Origin of the sequence: Streptomyces sp. NPDC007088 (assembly GCF_042869355.1) — a bacterium.
GTDB lineage: Bacteria > Actinomycetota > Actinomycetes > Streptomycetales > Streptomycetaceae > Streptomyces.
This window is the reverse complement of sequence record NZ_JBIAFO010000003.1, coordinates 51,587-72,529: the sequence shown is the minus strand read 5'-3', so window position 1 is coordinate 72,529 and position 20,943 is coordinate 51,587. Positions and strand designations below refer to the sequence as shown.

The 20,943-nt window shown below is 74.5% G+C and carries 20 protein-coding genes; 13 read left to right on the top strand and 7 right to left on the bottom strand.

What is annotated here, in order from left to right; all coding sequences use genetic code 11:
- Positions 1–111 precede the first annotated feature (111 nt).
- The 3 genes from ACFYMP_RS06040 to ACFYMP_RS06030 form a co-directional block, all read right to left on the bottom strand.
- On the bottom strand, positions 112–444 hold the full coding sequence (locus tag ACFYMP_RS06040; protein ID WP_388852246.1) for a DUF2516 family protein: 333 nt from the start codon (positions 442–444) through the stop codon (positions 112–114).
- Positions 445–826: 382 nt separating this feature from the next.
- Complete coding sequence (locus tag ACFYMP_RS06035; protein WP_388851232.1) at positions 827–1,561, bottom strand: hypothetical protein; 735 nt, start codon at positions 1,559–1,561, stop codon at positions 827–829.
- Between the two features lie 100 nt (positions 1,562–1,661).
- A complete protein-coding gene (locus ACFYMP_RS06030; protein WP_388851229.1) occupies positions 1,662–2,090 on the bottom strand; it encodes a helix-turn-helix domain-containing protein in 429 nt (142 codons plus the stop codon).
- Positions 2,091–2,604: 514 nt separating this feature from the next.
- Here ACFYMP_RS06030 and ACFYMP_RS06025 point away from each other — a divergent pair.
- Both ACFYMP_RS06025 and ACFYMP_RS06020 read left to right on the top strand, forming a co-directional pair.
- Positions 2,605–3,687, top strand: coding sequence for a protein phosphatase 2C domain-containing protein (locus ACFYMP_RS06025; RefSeq protein WP_388851226.1), 1,083 nt, complete (start codon positions 2,605–2,607; stop codon positions 3,685–3,687).
- Positions 3,688–3,804: 117 nt separating this feature from the next.
- On the top strand, positions 3,805–4,326 hold the full coding sequence (locus ACFYMP_RS06020) for an ATP-binding protein (protein WP_388851223.1): 522 nt from the start codon (positions 3,805–3,807) through the stop codon (positions 4,324–4,326).
- A gap of 119 nt (positions 4,327–4,445) precedes the next feature.
- Here ACFYMP_RS06020 and ACFYMP_RS06015 read toward each other — a convergent pair whose 3' ends face one another.
- Positions 4,446–5,435 (bottom strand): LysR family transcriptional regulator, encoded by a 990-nt coding sequence (locus tag ACFYMP_RS06015; RefSeq protein ID WP_388851220.1) that lies wholly within the window; start codon positions 5,433–5,435, stop codon positions 4,446–4,448.
- Between the two features lie 230 nt (positions 5,436–5,665).
- On the opposite strand from ACFYMP_RS06015, the gene ACFYMP_RS06010 reads away from it, so the two are divergent.
- Complete coding sequence (locus ACFYMP_RS06010) at positions 5,666–6,931, top strand: MFS transporter (protein ID WP_388851217.1); 1,266 nt, start codon at positions 5,666–5,668, stop codon at positions 6,929–6,931.
- A gap of 77 nt (positions 6,932–7,008) precedes the next feature.
- Entirely contained in the window at positions 7,009–7,776 is a 768-nt protein-coding gene (locus ACFYMP_RS06005; RefSeq protein WP_388851214.1) for a class I SAM-dependent methyltransferase, read from the top strand.
- Between the two features lie 50 nt (positions 7,777–7,826).
- Here the strand turns inward: ACFYMP_RS06005 and ACFYMP_RS06000 are convergent, their stop codons facing one another.
- Positions 7,827–8,240, bottom strand: coding sequence for a winged helix-turn-helix transcriptional regulator (locus tag ACFYMP_RS06000; RefSeq protein WP_388851211.1), 414 nt, complete (start codon positions 8,238–8,240; stop codon positions 7,827–7,829).
- 191 nt (positions 8,241–8,431) lie between these two features.
- Between ACFYMP_RS06000 and ACFYMP_RS05995 the strand changes: the two genes are divergently transcribed.
- Complete coding sequence (locus ACFYMP_RS05995) at positions 8,432–9,043, top strand: NAD(P)-dependent oxidoreductase (protein ID WP_388851208.1); 612 nt, start codon at positions 8,432–8,434, stop codon at positions 9,041–9,043.
- Positions 9,044–9,182: 139 nt separating this feature from the next.
- Positions 9,183–10,001 carry a nucleotidyltransferase domain-containing protein gene (locus tag ACFYMP_RS05990; protein WP_388851204.1) on the top strand — a complete coding sequence of 273 codons (819 nt, stop codon included), beginning with the start codon at positions 9,183–9,185 and terminating at the stop codon, positions 9,999–10,001.
- 108 nt (positions 10,002–10,109) lie between these two features.
- On the opposite strand, the gene ACFYMP_RS05985 is transcribed toward ACFYMP_RS05990, so the two are convergent.
- Positions 10,110–10,760 carry a TetR/AcrR family transcriptional regulator gene (locus ACFYMP_RS05985; RefSeq protein ID WP_388851201.1) on the bottom strand — a complete coding sequence of 217 codons (651 nt, stop codon included), beginning with the start codon at positions 10,758–10,760 and terminating at the stop codon, positions 10,110–10,112.
- A gap of 91 nt (positions 10,761–10,851) precedes the next feature.
- Between ACFYMP_RS05985 and ACFYMP_RS05980 the strand changes: the two genes are divergently transcribed.
- The 7 genes from ACFYMP_RS05980 (at position 10,852) to ACFYMP_RS05950 (ending at position 18,450) form a co-directional block, all read left to right on the top strand.
- Positions 10,852–11,901 carry a virginiamycin B lyase gene (locus tag ACFYMP_RS05980; RefSeq protein WP_388851199.1) on the top strand — a complete coding sequence of 350 codons (1,050 nt, stop codon included), beginning with the start codon at positions 10,852–10,854 and terminating at the stop codon, positions 11,899–11,901.
- Positions 11,902–12,186: 285 nt separating this feature from the next.
- Positions 12,187–13,149: an aldo/keto reductase gene (locus ACFYMP_RS05975; protein WP_388851197.1), complete on the top strand. Its 963-nt coding sequence runs from the start codon at positions 12,187–12,189 to the stop codon at positions 13,147–13,149.
- Between the two features lie 268 nt (positions 13,150–13,417).
- Positions 13,418–13,924: an O-acetyl-ADP-ribose deacetylase gene (locus ACFYMP_RS05970; protein ID WP_388852242.1), complete on the top strand. Its 507-nt coding sequence runs from the start codon at positions 13,418–13,420 to the stop codon at positions 13,922–13,924.
- A 297-nt stretch (positions 13,925–14,221) separates the two neighbouring features.
- On the top strand, positions 14,222–15,142 hold the full coding sequence (locus ACFYMP_RS05965) for a hypothetical protein (RefSeq protein WP_388851194.1): 921 nt from the start codon (positions 14,222–14,224) through the stop codon (positions 15,140–15,142).
- An 82-nt stretch (positions 15,143–15,224) separates the two neighbouring features.
- The gene (locus tag ACFYMP_RS05960) at positions 15,225–15,716 is read left to right on the top strand and encodes a MarR family winged helix-turn-helix transcriptional regulator (protein WP_388851191.1); all 492 of its coding nucleotides are present in this window, start codon (positions 15,225–15,227) and stop codon (positions 15,714–15,716) included.
- 256 nt (positions 15,717–15,972) lie between these two features.
- Positions 15,973–17,454 (top strand): MFS transporter, encoded by a 1,482-nt coding sequence (locus tag ACFYMP_RS05955; RefSeq protein ID WP_388851188.1) that lies wholly within the window; start codon positions 15,973–15,975, stop codon positions 17,452–17,454.
- A 339-nt stretch (positions 17,455–17,793) separates the two neighbouring features.
- A complete protein-coding gene (locus ACFYMP_RS05950; RefSeq protein WP_388851185.1) occupies positions 17,794–18,450 on the top strand; it encodes a histidine phosphatase family protein in 657 nt (218 codons plus the stop codon).
- 123 nt (positions 18,451–18,573) lie between these two features.
- Here the strand turns inward: ACFYMP_RS05950 and ACFYMP_RS05945 are convergent, their stop codons facing one another.
- Positions 18,574–20,928 carry a HelD family protein gene (locus ACFYMP_RS05945; RefSeq protein WP_388851182.1) on the bottom strand — a complete coding sequence of 785 codons (2,355 nt, stop codon included), beginning with the start codon at positions 20,926–20,928 and terminating at the stop codon, positions 18,574–18,576.
- Between the last annotated feature and the right edge of the window lie 15 nt (positions 20,929–20,943).

The window sequence follows — 20,943 nt, the reverse complement described above, 5'->3', positions numbered from 1 at the left end:
TGACCCTGTGCACCGTCGACATCAGCGCCGACGGACGCCGCGCGGGCCTGTGCCTGGCCGGGCACCCCGCGCCGCGGGTCACGAGGGGCCGGGGCCCGTGGCACGACTGGTTCAGCGGCCGCCGTTGTACGGACCGTAGGGCCCGTCGCTGCTGGAACCGCCGCGCCTGCGGCCGCCCCCGGTGACCTGCCTGAGCGCGGGCCGCACGTCGACCGTGTACACGATGACGGCGATGAGCCCGATGATCGGCAGGAACGACAGGATCGGCAGCCACAGGCTGACGACCAGCGCGAGGAAGAGGACGATCGCCCAGAACGGCTTGGTCCGCTTGTCGGCGGCCCGGAACGCGTCCCCCCGCCGGAAGAGACTGTCGAAGAACGCGAAGGCGCTGAAGAGGATCAGCGCGATCGACAGCAACGACATGAAGTTGCTGAATCCCTGCATCAACACGATGGTCACCGTCCGGTTCGACTGCTTGTCCGGCTGCCCTGGCTTCGCCGGCCGCTCTTGTTCTTCCCCGCGGGTACGCCGGTAGACCGGTGGGCGGCCACAGCCCCACCGCCACGAGCCGGGCCCCGGCCGGGGCCACGAGAGCTGACTGCCCACCGTACCGGGAAGGTCCGGCAACACGGTCGAGGCGCAGCAACCGCGGCCGCCCCCGGGCGGCCGCGGTCCCCGGCGGACACGCACCCCGCGGCGCGGAGGGCGGCACACACGTACGGAGACGTACGTACCGTACCCACCGCCGCCCGCCCGCACGCACGGCGTACTCACCCCCGGGCCCCGCTTTCGCACCGCGGGGCCCGCGCGGTCTCGTACCGTCCGGTCACTCCCCGGCGACGGTGTCCCCGCCCTCGTTCGCGGCGTCCTTCTTAGCGGCCGGCCGGGCGGCGGGCTTGGCGGCCGGTTTGGCGGCACGCCTGGCGGCGGGCTTCGCGGCAGGGGCCTTGCGCGCCCCGCCCGGCTTGCGCGCGGCGGGCACCTCCTCGGCCGGGTCCGTCGCGACCTTCGGGGCGGCGGCCGGGGCGGGGGCGTCGTCGGGTCCGGCGTCGGGGTCGGTGGCGACCTTGGGCGCGAAGGGGGCGGGCGCCTCGGGCTCGACGACGGCGGCGACGTCCACGAGGTCCTCGGCGGCCTCCCCGCGCCAGGTCCGCACGGTCTTCTCACCGTGCTCGGCGACCTTGTCGTAGGTCTCCTTGGCGCGCACCGCGTACTCGGCGGCGAGCCCGACCCCGCGCAGCGCGAGCCCCTGCGCGGTCTCGGCGATCCGCTTCAGCTCGGCCTCGCGGGCCTCGCGGGAGCCGAGGCTTCCCAGGACCTCGGTGACCTTGGCCTGTACGAGCCCCTGGGCCTCCTTGGCCCGCGCGGCGGCCCGGTCCTGGACCTCCTTGGGGCCGGTGGCCCGGACGGCCTCGAACCGGGCGGGCGCCTCGGTCCGCACCTGCTCGATGAACTGCGGGAGCCGCAACGCCTGCTGAACGGCGAGATCGGCGGTACCGGCGGCGAAGTAGAGGGGGGTGGGGTCGGTGAGGGTCTTGCGCAGGTCTTCGGTGATGGCCATGGCGTGGTCCTCCCGGAACACAGTGCGAGATGAGGGGCGTTGAGCAACGCGTCGCGCCCGTCGCGGAGTTGACTTCCCACCCGGGCGAACGAGGCGACTTCTAACCGGCGTCGGCGGCGTCGGCGGCATCGGTTCTGGTGCCGGAGGGCGAGGGAGGGGCGGGCGCGGAGGGGGCGTCGGCCGCGAAGCCGTTCTCCCGGCGGAAGGACTCGTAGATCTGGAGCAGCGTCTCCTTCTGCCGCTCGGTCAGCGAGGGGTCGGCGAGCAGCACGGCCCGCGTACCGACCTCGGTCCGGTCCCGCTCGTCGAGGATGCCGGCCTGCACGTACAGCGTCTCGGCCGAGATCCGCAGCGCCTTGGCGAGCTGTTGCAGGATCTCCGCGCTGGGCTTGCGCAGCCCGCGCTCGATCTGGCTCAGATACGGGTTCGACACCCCGGCGGCATCGGCGAGCTGCCGCAGGGACAACTGCGCGGACCGCCGCTGCTCCCGCAGAAAGCCACCGAGGTTACCGACGTTGAGCGTTGCCATGCCCCCACCCTGCCCCACCCCCGCTAACTTCTGCAAGCACCCGCTTGCAAAAGTGTGACGCGCCACTGTCCGGGGGCGGGGTCCATCCGTCGGGCGCGCGACCGGCTCGGCCTGACGGGCGGCCGAGGTGGTGGCCAGACCGAGGTGCACCCCGTTTCCCACGGTCGTGGGTTCCGGGCGGGCGACGATGCCGAGGCGGACGGTCACCGGGCCGGGACAGGCGGAGTACGGGGTGGCGGCGCCGGTCAGGACGGGCCCCTCGCTGTCGGGGCGGCCCCTCACGGGGCTTCACGGGGCTCCTCTCGGGGCCTCCCCCATGCGGGGCGGGCACCGGACGGCAGCGGACACGGCGCCGGTGCCGGCGGTTTCCGCGCATGACGTGGCGGAATCCCGGTGGCCCGGCCCAAAGTCGGTGTCCGCGAGCCCCGGCGCGGCCCTCGGTTGACCTTCCCCCTGGGGGAGCCCGCAGGATCGGTGGGACCGGGCGCCGTGCCCGGTACGAGGAGGGACGGGCATGCGGTTGCTGACCATCGGGGCCTTCGCCAAGGCGTCCCGGCTGTCGCCCAAGGCGTTGCGGCTCTACGACGAGCTCGGCCTGCTCACGCCCGCCCGCGTCGATCCCGTGACCGGTTACCGCCTCTACGCGCCGGAGCAGCTGGACCAGGCCCGCCTGGTCGCCTGGCTCCGGCGACTGGGGATGCCGCTGGCCCGTATCCGGCGGGTCCGCGCGCTGGACCCGGCCGCGGCGGCTTCGGAGGTGCGCGCGTTCTGGGCCGGGGTCGAGGCCGAGACCGCCGCGCGACGGGACCTGGCCGGCTTCCTCGTCGACCACCTGTCCTGGAAGGATCCCGCCTTGTCCCCGACCACCGAGCCGCTGGAAATCCGTTACGCCGCCCTGTCCGACACGGGCCTGGTGCGCGAGAGCAACCAGGACACCGTGTACGCCGGGCCCGCGCTGCTCGCCGTCGCCGACGGCTGGGGCAGCGCCGGGGCGCCCGCCGGCGCGGCCGCGGTCGGCGCGTTCAGGAACCTGGAACAGCTCGCGGCCGGGAGCATCCCCGCCGGCGACCTCCTCAACGTCCTCGAAGAGGTCGTCGAGGAGGCCAGGCGGGCCGTGCACGACGTCACCGTGAGCGGTGCCTCCCCCGACGACACCGGCACGACGCTCACCGCGATGCTCTGGACCGGGTCGCGGCTGGCCCTCGTCCACATCGGTGACTCCCGCGTCTACCTCCTGCGCGACGGGGAACTGTTCCGGATCACCCACGACCACACCATGGTGCAGTCCATGGTGGACGAGGGGCGCCTCACCCCGGAGGAGGCCGCCTCCCACCCTCAACGCTCGCTGCTGGTACGGGCGCTGGGCCGGACGGCCCACTCGGCGCCCGACATCCGGCTGCACGACGCGCGGCGGGGGGACCGGTACCTGCTCTGCTCCGACGGCCTGTCGACCGTCGTGCCGGCCGGGGACCTGCGCCGGGTGCTCACCGGGACCGGTGACCCCGAGCGGGCCGTCCGTGAACTCGTCTCCCTGGCCAACGCCTCCGGCGGCCCGGACAACGTCAGTTGTGTGGTCGCCGACGTCGTCGAGCGGTGACGACAGCGGGAGGCGAGGGGGTGAGGGGGTGAGGGGGTCCGTGGCGGCGGTGGTCGCGCGTTCGGGGCCTGTCCGCCCTGCCCCTCCCGGAGCCGGTACGGCGCTAGCGTGGGGCCCGTGATCGTATGGCTCAACGGAACGCACGGCGCGGGCAAGACGACGACCGGCGCCCTGGTGCAGCGACTGCTGCCGGATTCCCGGGTGTTCGACGCCGAGAAGGTCGGCGAGACGCTCATGGACATCACGCCGGGGCTGCCCTGGACGGGCAACTTCCAGCACTGGCCGCCATGGCGGCCACTCGTCGTCGAGACCGCCCATCACGTACTCGACTACACCGGCGGCACCCTGGTGATGCCCATGACGGTCCTGGTCGAGCGGTACTGGCGCGAGATCAGCACGGGTCTTGCCCACCACGGCATCCCGGTACGGCACTTCGTGCTGCACGCCGATCGGGGGACCCTTGTCGGCCGGATCAACGGGGACACGGTGACGGGGCCTTCGTCCTTCCGGCTCCGCCACCTTGAGCCCTACGCCGAGGCGGCCCGCACGTGGCTGCACGCCGAGGCCGAGGTCGTCGACACCACGCACCTCACTCCCGGCCGGGCCGCCCGGCGGATCGCGGAGGCGGTCAAGGGCTGAGGGGGGGACCGGCCGGGCCGGTCGGGGGGCGCGCCCCGCCTCACGTGCGTAAGGGCTCCGCTGTGCCGGAAGGGAGGGGTTCACCAGCGCTGGTGTGTCGGCGCGCCGCTCTGCCCTCCTTACCGCGCACCGGGGGGCTCGGCGGCCGCGGACCGGTCCCTCCGCTTCGGCCGGGTGCGGGGCGGCGGCGCCCAGGAGGGGCGCCACACTGCCCCCGGGAGCGGTGGCAGGCTCTCGAAGTGGGCGACGACCGCGTCCAGTCCGGGGTGCGGGCCGGTGCGCGGGAGGAGGAGCGAGAGCGGGTACGCGAGCGCCGGGTTCACGATCGGGATGCGGCGCAGGTCGTGCCCGGCCGGCCAGAGGTAGCGGTCGCGCGAGCCCACGAGGGTCGCCACGTCCGCGGAGTCCGCGAGGATGTCGAGAAGCACCTCGTTGCCGAAGTTCGGGCCGGCCGCGTCGACGCGGAGACCGAAGCCGTCGGCGAGCTGCTCGTAGAACTCCGCCCATTCGCTGCCCGGCGCGATTCCCGGCACCCAGATCCGGTGCCGGCGCAGCTGGGCGGGGGTCAGTGAGCGCGCGGCGGCCAGCGGATGCCTCGGGCCGACGAGGAGTTCCAGCGGGGAGTCGAAGGCGTGGATCATGCGCAGCTCGCGTGGCAGGGCGGCGGGGTCGGTCACGGAGCGGAACGAGGCGTCGACCTCGCCCGCCCGGACCGCGGCGACCGCCAGGCGCGGATCGTCGACCCTGAGGGTCACCACGTCGAGCTCGGTCTCGGGGTGCGAGCGCCAGTAGTCGTGCAGGAGGACGGCCTGCGCTGATCGCAGGCCGAGTACGTCGATCCGCAGGGCGCGCGAGCCGGGCCTGATCGCGGTGAGCGCCCGGTCGGCCCCCGTCACGATGGTCCGGGCGTGCGGGAGGAACGCCTGACCGTCGAGGGTCGGCTCGACCCCCCGGGCGGTACGGGTGAACAGCCGGACGCCGAGTTCCCGCTCCAGGGCCGCGATCCGCTTCGACACGGCCTGCTGGGTGACGCCCAGCTCGTCGGCCGCGTGCCGCAGTTGTCCCAGCTCCGCCGCCCGGACGAACGAGCGCACCGCCTCCGTGTCCATGAGGCAAGCGTAGACCGCCGGTCGGGGCCTGTGCACAACTGATGGTTGTGGCTTACGCGGAGGGCGGTTGTTTGATCAGGGGCTGGTCGACTGCTGGGATGGGGCGAGGGGACAGATGGTTGTGGCCGGGTCGCGGATCGTCCGGTGGCCGGTGCGCGGGGAACCAGTGATCGTTCGGTGGGAGGCAGGGCCGTATGGGTATGCGCGCGGGGCCGGGGCGGGACGCCCGCGTGAGGCGGGGGGCGGGTCCGCACCCCGGGCCGGGGCGCGAGTTCCGCCGGCTGTGGTCGGCCTACGCCGTCAGTACGTACGGCACGTGGACCGCCTTCGGCGCGTTTCCGCTGCTCGCGGTCCGCGTGCTGCACGCCTCGGCCTTCGCCGTGGCGCTCCTGGAGGCGGCCGGGCTCGCCGTCGCGGCGGTGGTGGCGTTCTCGCTCGGGCCGTGGGTCGAGCACCGGGCCAAGCGGCCGGTGATGATCGCGACGGACCTGATCCGGTGTGCCGCGATGGCGAGTGTCCCGGCCGCGTACGTCCTCGGCCTGCTCACCTACGGGCAGCTCCTGGTCGTCTCGGTCGTGTCCGGGACCGCGAACCTCGCCTTCTCCGCCGCGTCGGGCGCGTATCTGAAGTACCTCGTCCCCCGGGAGCAACTCCTTTCGGCGAGCGGGAGGTTCGAGGCCACGAGCTGGGCGGCGACCGCGGTGGGGCCACCCCTGGGCGGTGCGCTGGCCGGGGCGCTCGGCCCGGTCGCCACGGTCCTGGCCGACGCCCTCAGCTACCTGCTGTCCGCGTGCGGGGTCCTGCGCATCGGCGGGGGCGACGTGGCGGCACCCCGCACGCGGACGGAGGGGGCGCGCGGGGCCGGTCTTCTGGGCGGCTGGCGGTTCATCCTGCGTGACCGCGCCCTGCGGGGCCTGTTCCTCAACTCGGTGCTGGTCGGCGGCCTGATCATGGCCACGGCCCCGCTCCTGTCCGTCCTCCTGCTGGGGCGGTACCACTTCCCGGCCTGGCAGTACGGTCTCGCCTTCGGCGTTCCGGCGCTCGGCGGGTTCGCGGGCGCCCGCCTCTCCGCACGGCTCGTGCGGCGCTTCGGGCAGGACCGGGTCATGTACGTCTCCGGCTGGCTGAGGTCGCTCTTCCCGCTCGGTCTCGTCCTCGTGCGTCCCGGCGTGCCGGGGCTTCTCGTGGTGATCGTCGTCGAGGGTCTGCTGATCACCTGCACGGGGGTCTTCAACCCGCTCTACGCGGCCGAACGCCTGCGCCGCACTCCCCTGGACCACGCCGCCCGGGTCCTCAGCACGTGGAGCGCCGCCGGCAAGCTCCTCCAGGCCGCCCTGATGCTGGCCTGGGGCGCTCTCGCCACCCTGACCAGCCCTTTGTCCGCGATCGCGCTGTCCGGTGTCCTCCTGCTCCTCACCCCGCTCCTGCTGCCCAGGAGGGCGCGTCCGGCCGCCGCGGAGCCCGCCGCGCGGGACGGGGGCTTCGGGGCCGCGTGACGGGGGGGCTTCGGGGCCGCGTAACGGGGGGGCCGCGTCCCTGGTGTCCGCGCCCCTCAACTGCTGTGCTGGGCCCCATGGACAACACCTCTTCCGGCCGCGCTCCGGCGGTCTACGACCACATCGGCACCGGGTACCGGCACATCCGGGTCCCCGACCCCCGGCTGCACGCCCTGATCGGCGGGGCGCTGGCGGGCGCCCGCACCGTCGTCAACGTCGGGGCGGGCACCGGCTCGTACGAACCCGAGGGCGCCGAGGTGACGGCGGTCGACCCCTCGCAGGTCATGCTCGACCAGCACCCGGGTGCGCGGGACAGGAAGGTGAAGGCGAGCGCGGAGGAACTGCCCTTCCCCGACGGCTCCTTCGACGCGGCGATGGCCGTCATGACCCTCCACCACTGGCCCGAGCAGCGGCGCGGGCTCGCCGAACTGCGCCGGGTCGCCCGCAGGCAGGCCGTCTTCACCTGGGACCCGGACCACCTGCCGCGTCTGTGGCTGCTCGACGAGTACCTCCCGGAGATCCTTGAGCTGGAGCGGGCCCGCTTCGCGCCGCTGACCGAGGTCGCCGAGGCGCTCGGCGCGCACACCGTCCTGCCCTTCGAGATCCCGCACGACTTCACCGACGGCTTCCAGACCGCCTACTGGCGCCGTCCGGAGTCCTTCCTCGACCCGGCCGTGCGGCGGGCCAACTCCACCTTCGCGCGACTGCCGGACTCCGTCGTGGAACCGGCGATCGCCCGCCTGCGCGCCGACCTCGACTCCGGCGCGTGGCACCGCCGCCACGCCGGCCTGCTCGGGCGGGAGACCGTGGACTACGGGTACCGGTTGCTCGTCGCGGGGGAGTGACGCGGGGAGGGCGGAGGCCGCTACGGAGTACCGGCAGCCTCGCCCCTCCCTCACCGGGGCGGGGCGTGGCCCGAGCGTTCCAGGTCCAGGGCGACGCTCCGTACCGCGTGGACGATCGGCAGCAGTTTGCGGCCGAACGGCGTGAGCGCGTACACCGTCGACTGCTTGCTCCTCGACTCCGTCACCCGGCTGACGACGCCCGCGTCCACGAGCTTGCGCAGCCGGCTGGTCAGGGTGACCGCGTTCACCTTGGGGATCGCCCGCAGGAGTTCGTTGAAGCGCAGTTCGGAGCCCTCCAGCGTCATCACGACGGCCAGCGTCCACAGGTCGCCGACGACCGACAGGATCTCCATGCACCGCGCCGTCCCGGGGTCCCGCGCCTCCTGCGTCCCGGGGGACTCCACCCCTTCCGCCCCGGGGCGCTCCACGTCCGCCACCCCCGGGTCCTCCTCCGCCTGCTCCATGCCCCCATCATCCCGGACCGCCGTGCTAGCTTTACCAGTAAGCATTCTTTAGCGGTCGCGCGAAAGCGTGGACGCACGGATGTGTGGACGCACGGACGTGTGGGTGTGTGGACGCACGGTGTGCGGACGCGTGGACGCCGCGGTTTCCGGTGCACTCGCTCGCTGGTTCCCCCAAGGATGGTGGCTGCCCCATGAGGCTCACGGTTTTCGGCGCGACGGGACGGATGGGCAGGCTGCTGGTGCGGCAGGCCCTCGACGCGGGGCACGAGGTCACCGCGTACGCCCGCACGCCCGCCAGACTCGGCATCGCCCACCCCGGCCTGCGCGTGGTGGAAGGGCAGCTGGACGACGAGCCGGCGCTTCTCGAAGCGGTGCGCGGCGCGCACGCGGTCATCGAGGGGGTCGGCTCGGAGAGCGCCGCCACCCGCCGGATCATCGCCGCCATGGAAGCCGCCGGAGTCCGCCGGTTCGTGGTCGTGTCGACGTGCAGCGTCCCCGACCCGGAGGACCGGCCCGACCTGAAGCGCCGGGCCCTCGTCCGGCTGGTCAGAACGGCCGCGCCCCGGCCCTGGGCAGAGGTGCGGTCGGCGGCGGAGGCGGTCCGCGCGAGCGGCCTGGACTGGACGCTGGTGCGCGTGGCCCGGCTCAACGACGGGCCCGCCACCGGCGACGTCAGGGCCGGGCACTACGGCCACGGCGTCGTGGGCCTCTCGATCAGCCGCGCCGACATGGCGGACTTCCTGCTCCGCCAGGCCACCACGGACACGACGTATCTGCGCGCGGCACCGGCGATCAGCAACTGAGGGCCGGGGCGGCCCTGTCGCGCGACGGCGCCGCCGCGTCCGGCCCGTCCGTCAGCCCACCGCCCCGCCGCGACCGCCACCTCCGGCTCCCCGTCCGGCTCCGCCTCCACCTCCGTCCGTGCGCGGCACAATCTCCCGTATGGATCGCTGGGAGCGGATGGCGGAACGGCTGACCACCGAGGTCGGCGGGGTGGTCGGGGTGTGCCTCGGGGGCAGCCGGGCGCGCGGGGCGCACGCCCCGGACTCCGACGTCGACCTGGGGCTGTACTACCGGGGCCGGCTGGACACCGGGGCGCTGCGCCGGATCGCCCGTGACCTCACCGGGGAGGCCGTCGAGGCCACTGAGCCGGGCGGCTGGGGGCCCTGGGTGGACGGCGGCGCGTGGCTCACGGTCGACGGGACGCGGGTCGACTGGATCTACCGCGACCTCGACCGGGTACGGCGTGTCCGGGAGGAGTGCGCGGTGGGGCGGTTCGAGGTGGGGACCCAGCCGGGGCATCCACTCGGGTTCTACTCCCCCACGTATGTAGGGGAGTTGGTGCTCGGCAAGGTGCTCTCCGACCCGGGAGGGGAACTGCGCGAGCTGCGCTCGGCGGCGAGCCGGTACCCGGCCGCGCTGTCCGCCGCGCTCGTCGACAACACGCGCTGGGAGGCGCCGTTCATCCTGGGCGGGGCCCGGAAGGGGGCCGCGCGCGGCGACGGCTTCTACGTCGCGGGGTGCCTGTTCCGCGCGGTGGGGCTGCTCGTCCAGGGACTGCACGCGGGCTCGGGAACGTGGGTGCTCAACGAGAAGGGAGCCGTCCGGTCCGCCGGTGAACTACCGCTGGCGCCGCCGGACTTCGCCGCCCGCGCGCACGCGCTGTTCGCCTCCCTCGGCACCACCGCGGACACGCTGGGCTCCGCCCTCGACGCGGCGGACCGGCTCACGGCCGAGGTGTGCCGGGCGCTGGGCGTCTGACCCCGGCCTTCCCGCCCCGGCCGACGACGGCCACGGACGGGGCCGTACCGGTACGCGGCCCGTTCACGTCACGCTGGTTCACGTCGCGCTCGTTCACGTCGCGCTCGTTCACGTCGTGCTGGTGCGGGCCCTGTTCGCCCTCACAGCGTTTCGCGTCGTGAAAGCCCCCGCCGCACCGGCGAGCGCCGCGGCGCGGGCCGCGCGGGCGGGCAGGTCCGGGTCCGGCACGGTCCGCAGCAGCACGAGTTCGTGGTAGACCGGGGCGGTCCCGGCCACGAGCAGTTGCCGCGCGTCGGTACCGGGCGGGAGTTCACCGCGCCGCACGGCCCGCTCGACGACGGGGGCGCAGCGCAGATACCGGTCCGTCCAGAAGCGGCGCAGCGCCTCGGCGGCCTGGGCCGACCTGAAGGAGGCGGCTATGAGGGCCCGTGTCACCGGCGGGTCCTCGGAGAGGCCCGCGAGCACCTCCTCGTTGAGCGCGGTCAGGTCGCCCTCCAACGAGCCGGTGTCACGGGGCCGCCAGTCGTCGGCACCCGCCGCGTCGAACACGTCCGCCAGCAGTCCCCCGACATCCCGCCACCGCCGGTAGACGGACGTCCGGTGCACACCGGCGCGCTGCGCCACCGCGTCGACGGTGAGGGCGTCGTAGCCCCGCTCCACGAGCAGGGCGCACACGGCCTCCAGGACCTGGGCGCGTACCCGGGCGCTGCGGCCACCGGGGCGGCGTACGGGCTCGCTGCCCTGATCAGGTGCGTTCACGGACCAATTCCATTGCTAGGCGGACGGGGCACATGCCATCATCCTAGGCCACTTAAAGCTACACACGTCGCTATAGCCTTCGGAGGCAGTCATGTCCGCTCCACACGCCCCTGTGCCCGCTTCCCCCGTCCCGATTCCCGGGCCCGTCCAGCGGGAGCGCGTACGGCGGGTGCCGGTGGGCGAGGCCGGGGCGGGACCGTACTCGCTCGCGCTCGGGGCGGACGGGGCGGTGTGGTGCACCCTCGTCCACGCCGGCCGGATCGGCCGACTGGGCGGCGGTGGGCGGGAGTTCACCTCGTACGCCCTGGACGACCCGGGCTGCCGGCCCTCCGTACTGACCTCCGGCCCGGACGGCGCGCTGTGGTTCACGCGCGGCGGCGACCATCGCGTCGGGCGCGTCGACACCGGCGGCCGGTCCCGGTCGTACGCCCTGCCCACCCCCGGCTGCGGGCCGTACGGGATCGCCCCCGGCCCCGACGGCGCCCTGTGGTTCACGGAACTGAACGGCGACCGGATCGGGCGCGTCACCACGGACGGCGAGGTCACCGAGTTCCCGCTCCCGGTCGAGGGCGGCTTCCCCTCCGGGATCGTGGCCGGTCCGGACGAGGCGTTGTGGTTCACCCTGAACCAGGCCGACGCGGTGGGCCGGATCGGTCTCGACGGCACCGTCCGCCTGTACGCCCTGCCCACACCCGGCGCCGCCCCCGTCGGCATCACGCTCGGCGCCGACGGGGCCCTGTGGTGCGTGGAGATCGGCGCGGGCCGCGTGGCGCGGATCACGACGGACGGGGAGGTGCGGGAGTTCCCCCTGCCCGACTCCGGGGCCCGCCCGCACGCCATCGCCCTCGGCCCGGACGGGCGTTGCTGGTTCACCGAATGGGCGAGCGGAGGGTTCGGGGCCATCGACACCGAGGGGCGCGTCGAACGGTTCGGGCCACTGGCCGGAGCCGGCTCGGAACCGCACGGGCTGTGCTTCGCCCCGGTGGAGGACGCGCGGGAGACCGTCCACGCGGGCGCGCGACCGGGCCTCTACGTCGCTCTGGAGGCCGGGGAGATCGCCGTGGTGACCGGGGAGATCGCCGTGGTGGAGGAGGGCCCGCCGGGTACGGGGCCGTCCTTCGGCCGGGACCGGCGGGCGTGAGGGGCCGCGCCCCTTCCCGCGCCTCGCCCGCGTCCCCGTGTCCCCGTGTGTCCCCCCGTCCCCACGTCCTGAGGGCGACGTCACTCCGTGCGGCCGGGGACATGGCCTCCGGGACTCGTTATCGTGTTGCGCCCGGCCGGAGCCGCACCTAACTTGGGCGGTTCGTAGGGGGGTTGACCTCCACCCGCCGTCCGGCCGCGCCGTCGTCGTGACGAGAGACCCATCGGCACCGGTGGCGGCAGCGGTGAACCACGGATGGTGGACGACGAGCGGAGGAGAGCCGGCGTGCGCGGGAGACGACTCGGCAGCACCGACGTGGAGATCACCGAGGTCGGATTCGGTGGCGGTCCGCTCGGCGGGCTGTTCCGTGCGGTGGACGAGGACGCTGCCGCCGAGGCGCTGGAGGCCGCGTGGGACAGCGGAATCCGCTACTTCGACACCGCGCCGCACTACGGCATCGGTCACTCCGAGCGCCGTGTCGGCGCCTTCCTGCGCACCCGGCCCCGGGACAGCTTCACCTTCTCCACCAAGGTGGGCCGTCTCCTGGTGCCGCAGGACCCGGCGGGAGGGCTCGACGGCGCCTTCAAGGTGCCCGCCACGCACCGCAGGATCTGGGACTTCACGCGGGACGGTATCCGCCGCAGCGTCGAGGACTCCCTGCGCAGGACCGGCCTGGACCGGGTCGACGTGCTCTACCTGCACGACGCGGAGGACCACTTCGAGGAGGCGCTGCGCGAGGGCTTCCCCGCCCTCGCGGAACTGCGCGCCGAGGGCGTGGTCGGTGCCGTCGGGGCGGGCATGCACGACGACACGAAGCTCAGCACGCTCGTCCGGGAGACGGACACCGACGTCGTCATGCTGTCGGGCCGCTGGACCCTGCTGGAGCAGCACGCGCGGACCGGCCTGCTGCCGCTGTGCGCGAGCCGGGGCGTGTCGGTCGTCGCGGCCTCCGTGTTCAACTCCGGCGTCCTCGCGGCCCCGCGGCCGGCCGCCGACGCCTCGTACGACTACGCTCCCGCCGCCCCCGAACTCCTGGCCCGGGTCCGCAGGATCGCCGAGGTCTGCGAGGCCCACGGGGTGAGCCTTCCCCAGGCCGCGATGGCCTTCCCGCTGCGGCACCCGGCCGTCGCGGGCATCGTCCTGGGCATGCGCACGGCCGCCGAGGTCCGCACGAACCTGTCGGGCTTCGGCGTGGACGTACCGGAGTCCCTGTGGACGGACCTGCGCGCACAGGGACTGACCGGCTGATCCCGGGCAGCGGGCAGGGGGCCACCAGGGACGGTGGGACAGCGGGGCACTCGGACACCGGATTGCCCGGGGCCCGGCGCACGTCGCCCCCGTCCCCGCCCCCCTCCCCTGGCAGGATCGCCGCATGAGCGACAGCGAGCGAGACAGCGAGCGAAACGAGCCCGGGGAACAGCGGGAGGCCGCCCGCACCGACGAGTACGCGACGCGCGGGGACACGGCACGCGGTGACGCGGCACGGGGGAACGGAGCGCCCGGAGAGGGGGCGCGCGTGGCGGGCCCGCGCCTCACCGTCGTCCTCGGCGACATCACCCGGCAGGATGTCGACGCGCTCGTCAACGCGGCCAACTCCTCCCTTCAGGGCGGCGGCGGGGTGGACGGCGCGATCCACCGTGCGGCCGGTCCCGAACTGGCGCGCGCGGGACGGGACATCGCCCCGTGCCGTACGGGCGACGCCAAGGCCACGGGCGCGTACCGGCTGGACCCGCCGGTGCGGCACGTCATCCACACGGTGGGCCCCGTGTGGCACGGCGGCGGCGACGGGGAGCGCGAGGCGCTCGCCTCGTGCTACCGGCGCTGCCTGGAGGTGGCCGACGGACTCGGCGCCCGCAGCCTCGCCGTCCCCGCCGTCTCGACGGGCGTCTACGGCTTCCCCGCCGCCGAGGCCGCCCGCATCGCCGTCGACACCCTGCGCTCCACGCCGACCTCGGTGACCGACGTCCGGCTCGTGGCCTTCGACCAGCCGGCCTACGACGTGCTGTCCGACGCGGTGTCGTGAACGAGGGCGGGCGAGGCGGGCACGCGGCTGGACCGTGTCCCCTCGCCGGCCCACATCGCGCGGACGCGAACGCCTACGCCTACGCGGCCGCCGACGCCTAGGGCGCGCTGTTCCTCGCACGTACGCAGGCCCGGTCCTCCTCGACGTACGTACGCAGGCCCAAGCCCCCTCGCCCCGCCGACGAAAGCTTTCGCCGGTCGGGCGCGGGTCACGGCGGGGCCCCACCCTCACCTCTTAAGGGTGAACAGGCAGCATGCGCAAGGCAGTTGAACGTTTCCTCGCCCTTACTCTCCAGCCATGGTCACGTCCCCGCACGAGGCGTCTCACCGGATCTTCCAGGACCGGCCCGAACTCCTCTCGCCCGTCTTCCGCATTCTCGACGTCCCCCTCCCGCCCAAGATCACCGTCGACGTCCTCTCCGCGGACGTCACGGAGATCCGGCCGCTCGAACGCCGGGTCGACAGCGTGCTGCGCGTCACCCCGTCCACGGGCGAGGAGTTCCTGCTCGCCATCGAGGCCCAGGGACGCCGCGACAAGTCGAAGCCGGTCTCCTGGTCGTACTACCTCGCCTACCTCATGGCGAAGTACGAGTGCCCCGCGCTGCTCCTGGTCGTCTGCCAGGACCGGGGTACCGCCGCGTGGGCCTCCGCCCCGGTCCATCTGGGTACGGACGGCTGGTCCGCCCTGACGCTGCGGGCACTCGTCCTCGGCCCCGACAACGTCCCCGTCATCACCGACCCGGCCGAGGCCGCCCAGGATCTGGCCCTCGCCTCGTTCTCGGCGATGACCCACGCCCGCCACCGCCGGGTACCGGACATACTGGAAGCACTGTCCGAGGCGCTGAGCCTGGCGGATCCCGAGTCCGTCAAGTACTACTCCGAACTACTGGAAGTCGGCCTGGGCCAGACCCCGGCCCGAGACACGTGGAGGAAGCTGATGCCGGGCACCTACTTTCCCGGGCGGGGAACCCTCATCGAGGAGACCTACCTGGAGGGCAAGGGAGAGGGCCGCGAGGAGGGCAGGGCCGAAGGGGTCGCGCTCTCCGTCCTGCGCGTCCTGCGGCTCCGCAAGATCGTCGTGCCCGAGCCGGTGAGGCACCGCGTCCTCACCTGCACCGACACCGCCACGCTCGACGACTGGCTCGACCGCGCCCTCTTCGCCACCCACGCCGAGGACCTGTTCGCCGAGACGGCCGCCCCCGGCGCGGAGACTCACTGAGCCCCCCACCTCGCCAACCGCACCCCCTTATGTCGTCCCGTACCGGATCATCCGCCGACGGACGAATTGTTACGCTGCGAGCATGACCGCCATGTCGCCGCGCCGTTCCGCACCGGACCTCTCGTACCTCCTCGACCACACCAGCCACGTGCTGCGGACACAGATGGCCGCCGCGCTCGGCGAGATCGGGCTCACCGCGCGGATGCACTGCGTGCTCGCGCACGCCCTGGAGGCGGAACGCACGCAGGCGCAGCTCGCGGCGATCGGGGACATGGACAAGACGACCATGGTCGTGACCGTCGACGCGCTGGAGCGGGCGGGGCTCGCCGAGCGCCGGCCCTCCGGCACCGACCGGCGGGCCCGGATCGTCGCCGTCACCCCGAAGGGTGCCGAAGTCGCCGCGCGCAGCCAGGAGATCGTGGACCACATCCACACCGACGCGCTCGCCTCACTGCCGGAGAAGGCCAGGGAGGCCCTGCTCTCCGCGTTGACCTCCCTGGCGGAGGGGCATCTCGCCGACGCCGACGAGGCGCCGCCGGCCACACGCGGGAGCGCCAGGCGGCCACGGCAGTAGAAGCCGCCACCCGCACAGCCCCCTCCGCCTCCCCACCCACCGCACCCGCCATCCGCTATCCGCTATCCGCTATCCGCTATCCGCTATCCGCTATCCGCCCCACCGTCACCTCCCCCTCACCTCTCCCCTCATCACTTCACCCGTATCAGATAGTCCGCAACGAAACTATCTGCTACGGTCGCTCCTGTCGTCCTCCCCTTCCCCTTCCCGCTTCCCCCTTCGGGGTCCTGGGCCCGGGGTCTCTGACAGGAGAAACGTGTCCACTTCCGTGGAACCATCACCCGCCGAACCGCTCGGAGATCCCGTCCAGGGAGGCTCCCCGGCGCCCCGCCACCGGCTCGCGCTCGCCGTCCTCGCCGGGTCCGGGCTGATGACGGTGCTCGACGGGAGCATCGTCACCGTCGCGATGCCCACCCTCCAGCGGGATCTCGGTTTCGGCGCGGCCTCGCTGAGCTGGGTCGTCAACGCGTATCTGCTGGCCTTCGGCGGCCTTCTGCTGCTCGCCGGACGGCTGGGGGATCTGGTAGGGCGGCGCAAGGTGTTCCTGGCCGGGATCGGGCTGTTCACGGCCGCCTCCGTGTGCGCGGGCACGGCGGGTTCCCCGGCCGCGCTGATCGTGGCCCGCGCCCTTCAGGGTGTCGGCAGCGCCCTGGCCTCGGCGGTCGCGCTCGGCATCCTGGTCACGCTGTTCACCGGACGCCGCGAACGGGCGGGCGCGCTCGCCGTGTTCGCGTTCACGGGTTCGGTGGGCGCCTCCCTCGGCCAGGTGCTGGGCGGGGTGCTGACCGACGCCCTCGGCTGGCAGTGGATCTTCCTCGTCAACCTGCCGGTCGGGGTGGCCGTCGTGCTCGGCGCGCTGCGTTCCCTGCCCGCCGACAGCGGGCCGGGGCTGCGCGCGGGCACCGACGCGCCCGGGGCGCTGCTCGTCACCGCCGGTCTCGTGCTCGGCATCCACGACGTGGTCAACGCCGATACGCACGGCTGGACTTCGGCCCGGACGCTGGGCCTGGGGGCGCTGGCGCTGCTGCTGCTCGCCGGCTTCTTCGTACGGCAGGCCAGGGCCCGTACGCCGCTCATGCCACTCCGTGTACTGCGTTCCCGGGCGGTGGCCGGGGCCAACGTGGTGCTGATGCTGACGGTCGCCGCGATGTTCGCCTTCCAGATCGTGCTCGCGCTGTACCTCCAGCAGGTGCTCGGCTACGGGGCGACGGCGAGCGGACTCGCGATGCTGCCGGCCGCCGTGGTCATCGGGGTCTTCTCGCTCGGCGTCTCCGCGCGGCTCAACGCGCGCTTCGGTGAACGCCGTGTCGTCCCCGCCGGGCTCCTTCTCCTCATCACCCTGCAACTGCTGCTGAGCCGGATACCGGTGGATGCCCATTACCCGGTGCACGTACTGCCGTTGCTCCTGCTCGCCGCCGGTTTCGGGCTCGCTCTGCCCGGACTGACCGCGCTCGGCATGTCGGGGGCCGGGTCCGCCGACGCGGGACTGGTGTCCGGGCTGTTCAACACCTCGCAGCAGATCGGCATGGCGCTGGGCGCGGCGGTCCTCACGACGCTCGCCGCCGGCCGGACCGGCCACCTGCGGGCCCAGGGCCACGGGGCGGCCGAGTCCCTCGCGGGCGGCTACCACCTGGCGTTCACCGTCGGGGCGGGGCTGCTGACCGCCGCCCTGCTCGTGACCCTCACCGTCCTCCGCCGCCACACGCCCGCGCCGCGAGCGCCGTCCACCCACCGCTGACAGCCCGTCGCAGGCACCCGTCGCAGACCCCGTCATCGGCGCCCCGTGTCCCGGGTGTTGACCCTGTCCCTGGGGGAGGCCCCAGCATCGCCCGGGTGATGAACAACTACGCGGCCGAGCTCCTGATCCGCGCCCGGGTCCGCGATCTCCGTCGGCAGGCGGAGGCCGAACGCCTCGCCGGGGCCGCCCGGAGGCGACAGCGCCGCACTCCCGCCCGCCGCCCCTGCCTCCTCCGCGCCCTCGTCAGGGGCGTGGACCGACTGGTAGACAGGACCGGCTGGTAGACAGGACCGGCCGGGTGCGGGTCCGGGCCCGGTCCGTCACCCGAGGGAGACCGCCGTGCCCGCCCCCCGCACCCTCTACGTCGTCCGCCACGCCGAGGCCGCCCCGGACGGCTCCGGACTGACCGAGGCCGGGCGGCGGCAGGCACGGCTGCTCGGGCACCGGCTCCGGGAGGTGCCCTTCTCCGTCCTGCACCACGGGCCGTTGCCGCGCGCCGTGGAGACCGCCCGCCTCGTCGCCGAGGCCGCCGGGAAGGGCCGGGCCGGTCAACTTCCTCTGGAGCAGTCGGAGGAGGCGGGAGACTACGTGCCGTACCTGCCGACGCGGGCCGAGCTGCCGGCCGGCGCCGCCGACGCGCTCATGAAGTGGCTCGCGGACACCACCGCGCGGGAGGCGGAGACCGGGGCGGTACTCGCCAAGGAGGCGCTCCGGCGGTTCACCGGGCCCGTCGACGGGGACCTGCCCCGCCACGAACTCCTCGTCACCCACGCCTTCCTCGTGAGCTGGCTGATACGGGAGGCGCTCGACGCCCCCGCGTGGCGCTGGATGGGCCTCACCCCGGCCAACACCGGGCTGACCGTGCTCCGTTACGCTCCCGGCCGACTGCCCTCGGTGCTCGTCCACAACGACCTCTCCCACCTGCCCGCCGAGTTGCGCTGGACGGGGCTGCCGGGGATCGGGGACGGGCAGGGCACCGGGGGCGGGAACGGCTGAGAACGGCCGGGCGACCCGAACCGCCCGCCACTCGCGCCCCCGCCCCGCAACTCGCTCACCCCACCCCCACAAGGCACCCCGCCACTCGCTCACCCCACCCCCACAAGGCACCCCGCCACTCGCTCACCCCGCCCCCGCAGGCCCCTCCCCCAGCGGCGAGGCCCCCGCGTGCACGATCTCCAGGCCGGAGACCGCGCGGGTCATGGCCACGTAGAGCCGGTGTCCGCCGCGCTCCTCGGCCGCCCGCACCCCGTCCGGGTCGACGAGCACCACGTGGTCGTACTCCAGGCCCTTGGCCAGGCCCACGGGGAGGAGGACGAGCCGGGAGGGCCGCTCGTCCTCCGGGGCCGACGGCACCAGCCCGGCCCCGTTGAGCACCTCGCGCAGCCGGTCCACGGCCCGGTCGGCGGCGATCACGGCGACCGCGCCCTCGTGCGCGAGAGCCCTGCGGACGGCCGGGACCACCGCCTCGACGGCGTACGGGTCGGGGGCCCGGGTCAGCCGCAACCCGCCCTCGTCGCGCAGCGACCGGGCCGGGGTCAGGTCCACGCCGAGCTGCGGCAGGAGCCGGCCCGCGAGTTCCAGTACCCGCGCGGGGACCCGGTAGCCCCAGGTCAGCTCGGTGACCACGGTCTCCGGCCGGCCCAGACCGGCGAGCAGGGCGGGCCAGTCGCGCGCCGCCCACGGCGTCGTGCCCTGCGCGAGGTCACCGAGGACGGTCAGCGAGCCCCGGCCCAGGCGGCGGGCGATCGCGCGGCGCTCCATCGGGGACAGGTCCTGCGCCTCGTCCACCACGATGTGCCCGTAGGTCGCGGGGGGTTCGATCAGCCCGGCGACCTCGTCCAGGAGCAGGAGGTCCGCGGCGGTCCACCGAGGGCGGCGCCGGGTGATCGCCCGCTGCTCGGCCTCGGTCAGCAGGTCCCCGGCGTACCGCGCGGGCTCGGCGAGCAGCGCGGACACCACCTCCTGCGGACGGGCCCGCGGCCACACCGCGTCGAGGTACGCGGCCACCGGGCGGCAGCGGCCCGTACGGCGCTCCCAGGCCGCCGTACGCGGACCGGACCGGCTCTCCGCGCGCGCCCGGACGGCGGCCACGACCCGGCTGCGCACCCGCTCCCTGCCCAACAGATACGGCGGGTCCTCCGCGCGTACCGCCGCCACCAGCGCGTCGAGTTCGGCGCCCGGGACCCGCCAGCGGTACGAGCCGTCCGGCACGACCAGCGACGGCGCACCGGCACCGGCACCGGCGCCGGCCGCCTCCGCGCCCCCGCCCTCGTCCGGGCCCCCGCCCTCGTCCGGGTCCGCGCGTGCCCACGCCCCGCCGACCCGGGCGTACAGGGCCCGGCGCAGCGACAGGGCCATGCGCGCGTCGTGTTTGACGGCCTCCGCCTCCGGGCTGTCCGTGCCGCGCACCGGCGGCCCGCCGATCTCCTCGCGTACGGTCGACTGCCGCACCCCGCTCTCGCCGAGCGCGGGCAGCACCTCGGCGATGTACCGCAGGAACGCCGGGTTCGGGCCGAGGACGAGCAGACCGGAACGGCGCAGCCGCCGGGGGTGGGAGTACAGCAGATAGGCCGCGCGGTGCAGCCCGACGGCGGTCTTCCCGGTGCCGGGGGCGCCCTGGACGCACACCGACACGTCGAGCGGGGCGCGTACGAGCACGTCCTGCTCCGGCTGGATGGTCGCGGCGATGTCCCGCATGGGCCCGGTGCGGGGACGCTCGATCTCGGCGGCGAGGAGGGCGGAGAACCGTGGCGGCTCCGCCTCCTCGGCTCCGGCGCCGGTCGCCGTCCCCGAACCGGGCTCCGGTGGCTCCAGCAGCTCGTCCTCGTAGCCCGTGAGGTCGGTGGCGGCGCCCCGGCTGCCCGGCGCCCAGCCGAAGCGGCGGCGGACGGCCACCCCGAACGTGCCCTCACCGGCCGACGACGCGGAGGTCTGTGGCGACGCGGAGGTCTCCGGCGACGCGGAGGTCTCCGGCGGCGCGGAGGTCTCTGGCGACGCCCGGTAGAAGGCGCGGGCCACCGGGGCCCGCCAGTCCACGACGAGCGGGGGCGCGGCGGGCTCCTCGAAGACCCGCAGCCGGCCCACGTGGTAGCTCTGCCCGGCGTGGTCCCCCGCCGCGCGCGAGGTACCGAAGTCGAGGCGGCCGAAGAACAGGGGGCCCTCCGGCAGCTCCCTGAACTCCCGGGCCCGGGTGCGCAGTCCGTACCCCAGGGCCTCGGCGTCGGCGCCCGAGGCGGACACCTCCTCCCCGGCCGCCACCTGCTCCTGCGCGCCCTCCCGCATCGCGGCGAAGGCCGTCCGGCAACGGTCGTGGTGGGCGCGCTCGGCGGCCAGGGTGCGGCCGGGCGGCGCACCGGCGGCCGCGTGGTGTTCACCGGGGAGGCCGCCGGTTCCGCCACCGGAGGGGGAGTCGGGATCGGACAGCGGGGACGGGGCGCGGGCAGGCTCCTCCGCGCGGGCAGGGCTCGGCTTCATTCCCGCCACCATAGT

Coding starts and splice junctions, on each gene's coding strand:
- ACFYMP_RS06040 (WP_388852246.1), bottom strand. CDS start 444: ATGCAGGGATTCAGCAACTTCATGTCGTTGCTGTCGATCGCGCTGATC.
- ACFYMP_RS06035 (WP_388851232.1), bottom strand. CDS start 1,561: ATGGCCATCACCGAAGACCTGCGCAAGACCCTCACCGACCCCACCCCC.
- ACFYMP_RS06030 (WP_388851229.1), bottom strand. CDS start 2,090: ATGGCAACGCTCAACGTCGGTAACCTCGGTGGCTTTCTGCGGGAGCAG.
- ACFYMP_RS06025 (WP_388851226.1), top strand. CDS start 2,605: ATGCGGTTGCTGACCATCGGGGCCTTCGCCAAGGCGTCCCGGCTGTCG.
- ACFYMP_RS06015 (WP_388851220.1), bottom strand. CDS start 5,435: ATGGACACGGAGGCGGTGCGCTCGTTCGTCCGGGCGGCGGAGCTGGGA.
- ACFYMP_RS06005 (WP_388851214.1), top strand. CDS start 7,009: ATGGACAACACCTCTTCCGGCCGCGCTCCGGCGGTCTACGACCACATC.
- ACFYMP_RS06000 (WP_388851211.1), bottom strand. CDS start 8,240: ATGGAGCAGGCGGAGGAGGACCCGGGGGTGGCGGACGTGGAGCGCCCC.
- ACFYMP_RS05995 (WP_388851208.1), top strand. CDS start 8,432: ATGAGGCTCACGGTTTTCGGCGCGACGGGACGGATGGGCAGGCTGCTG.
- ACFYMP_RS05990 (WP_388851204.1), top strand. CDS start 9,183: ATGGATCGCTGGGAGCGGATGGCGGAACGGCTGACCACCGAGGTCGGC.
- ACFYMP_RS05980 (WP_388851199.1), top strand. CDS start 10,852: ATGTCCGCTCCACACGCCCCTGTGCCCGCTTCCCCCGTCCCGATTCCC.
- ACFYMP_RS05965 (WP_388851194.1), top strand. CDS start 14,222: ATGGTCACGTCCCCGCACGAGGCGTCTCACCGGATCTTCCAGGACCGG.
- ACFYMP_RS05960 (WP_388851191.1), top strand. CDS start 15,225: ATGACCGCCATGTCGCCGCGCCGTTCCGCACCGGACCTCTCGTACCTC.
- ACFYMP_RS05945 (WP_388851182.1), bottom strand. CDS start 20,928: ATGAAGCCGAGCCCTGCCCGCGCGGAGGAGCCTGCCCGCGCCCCGTCC.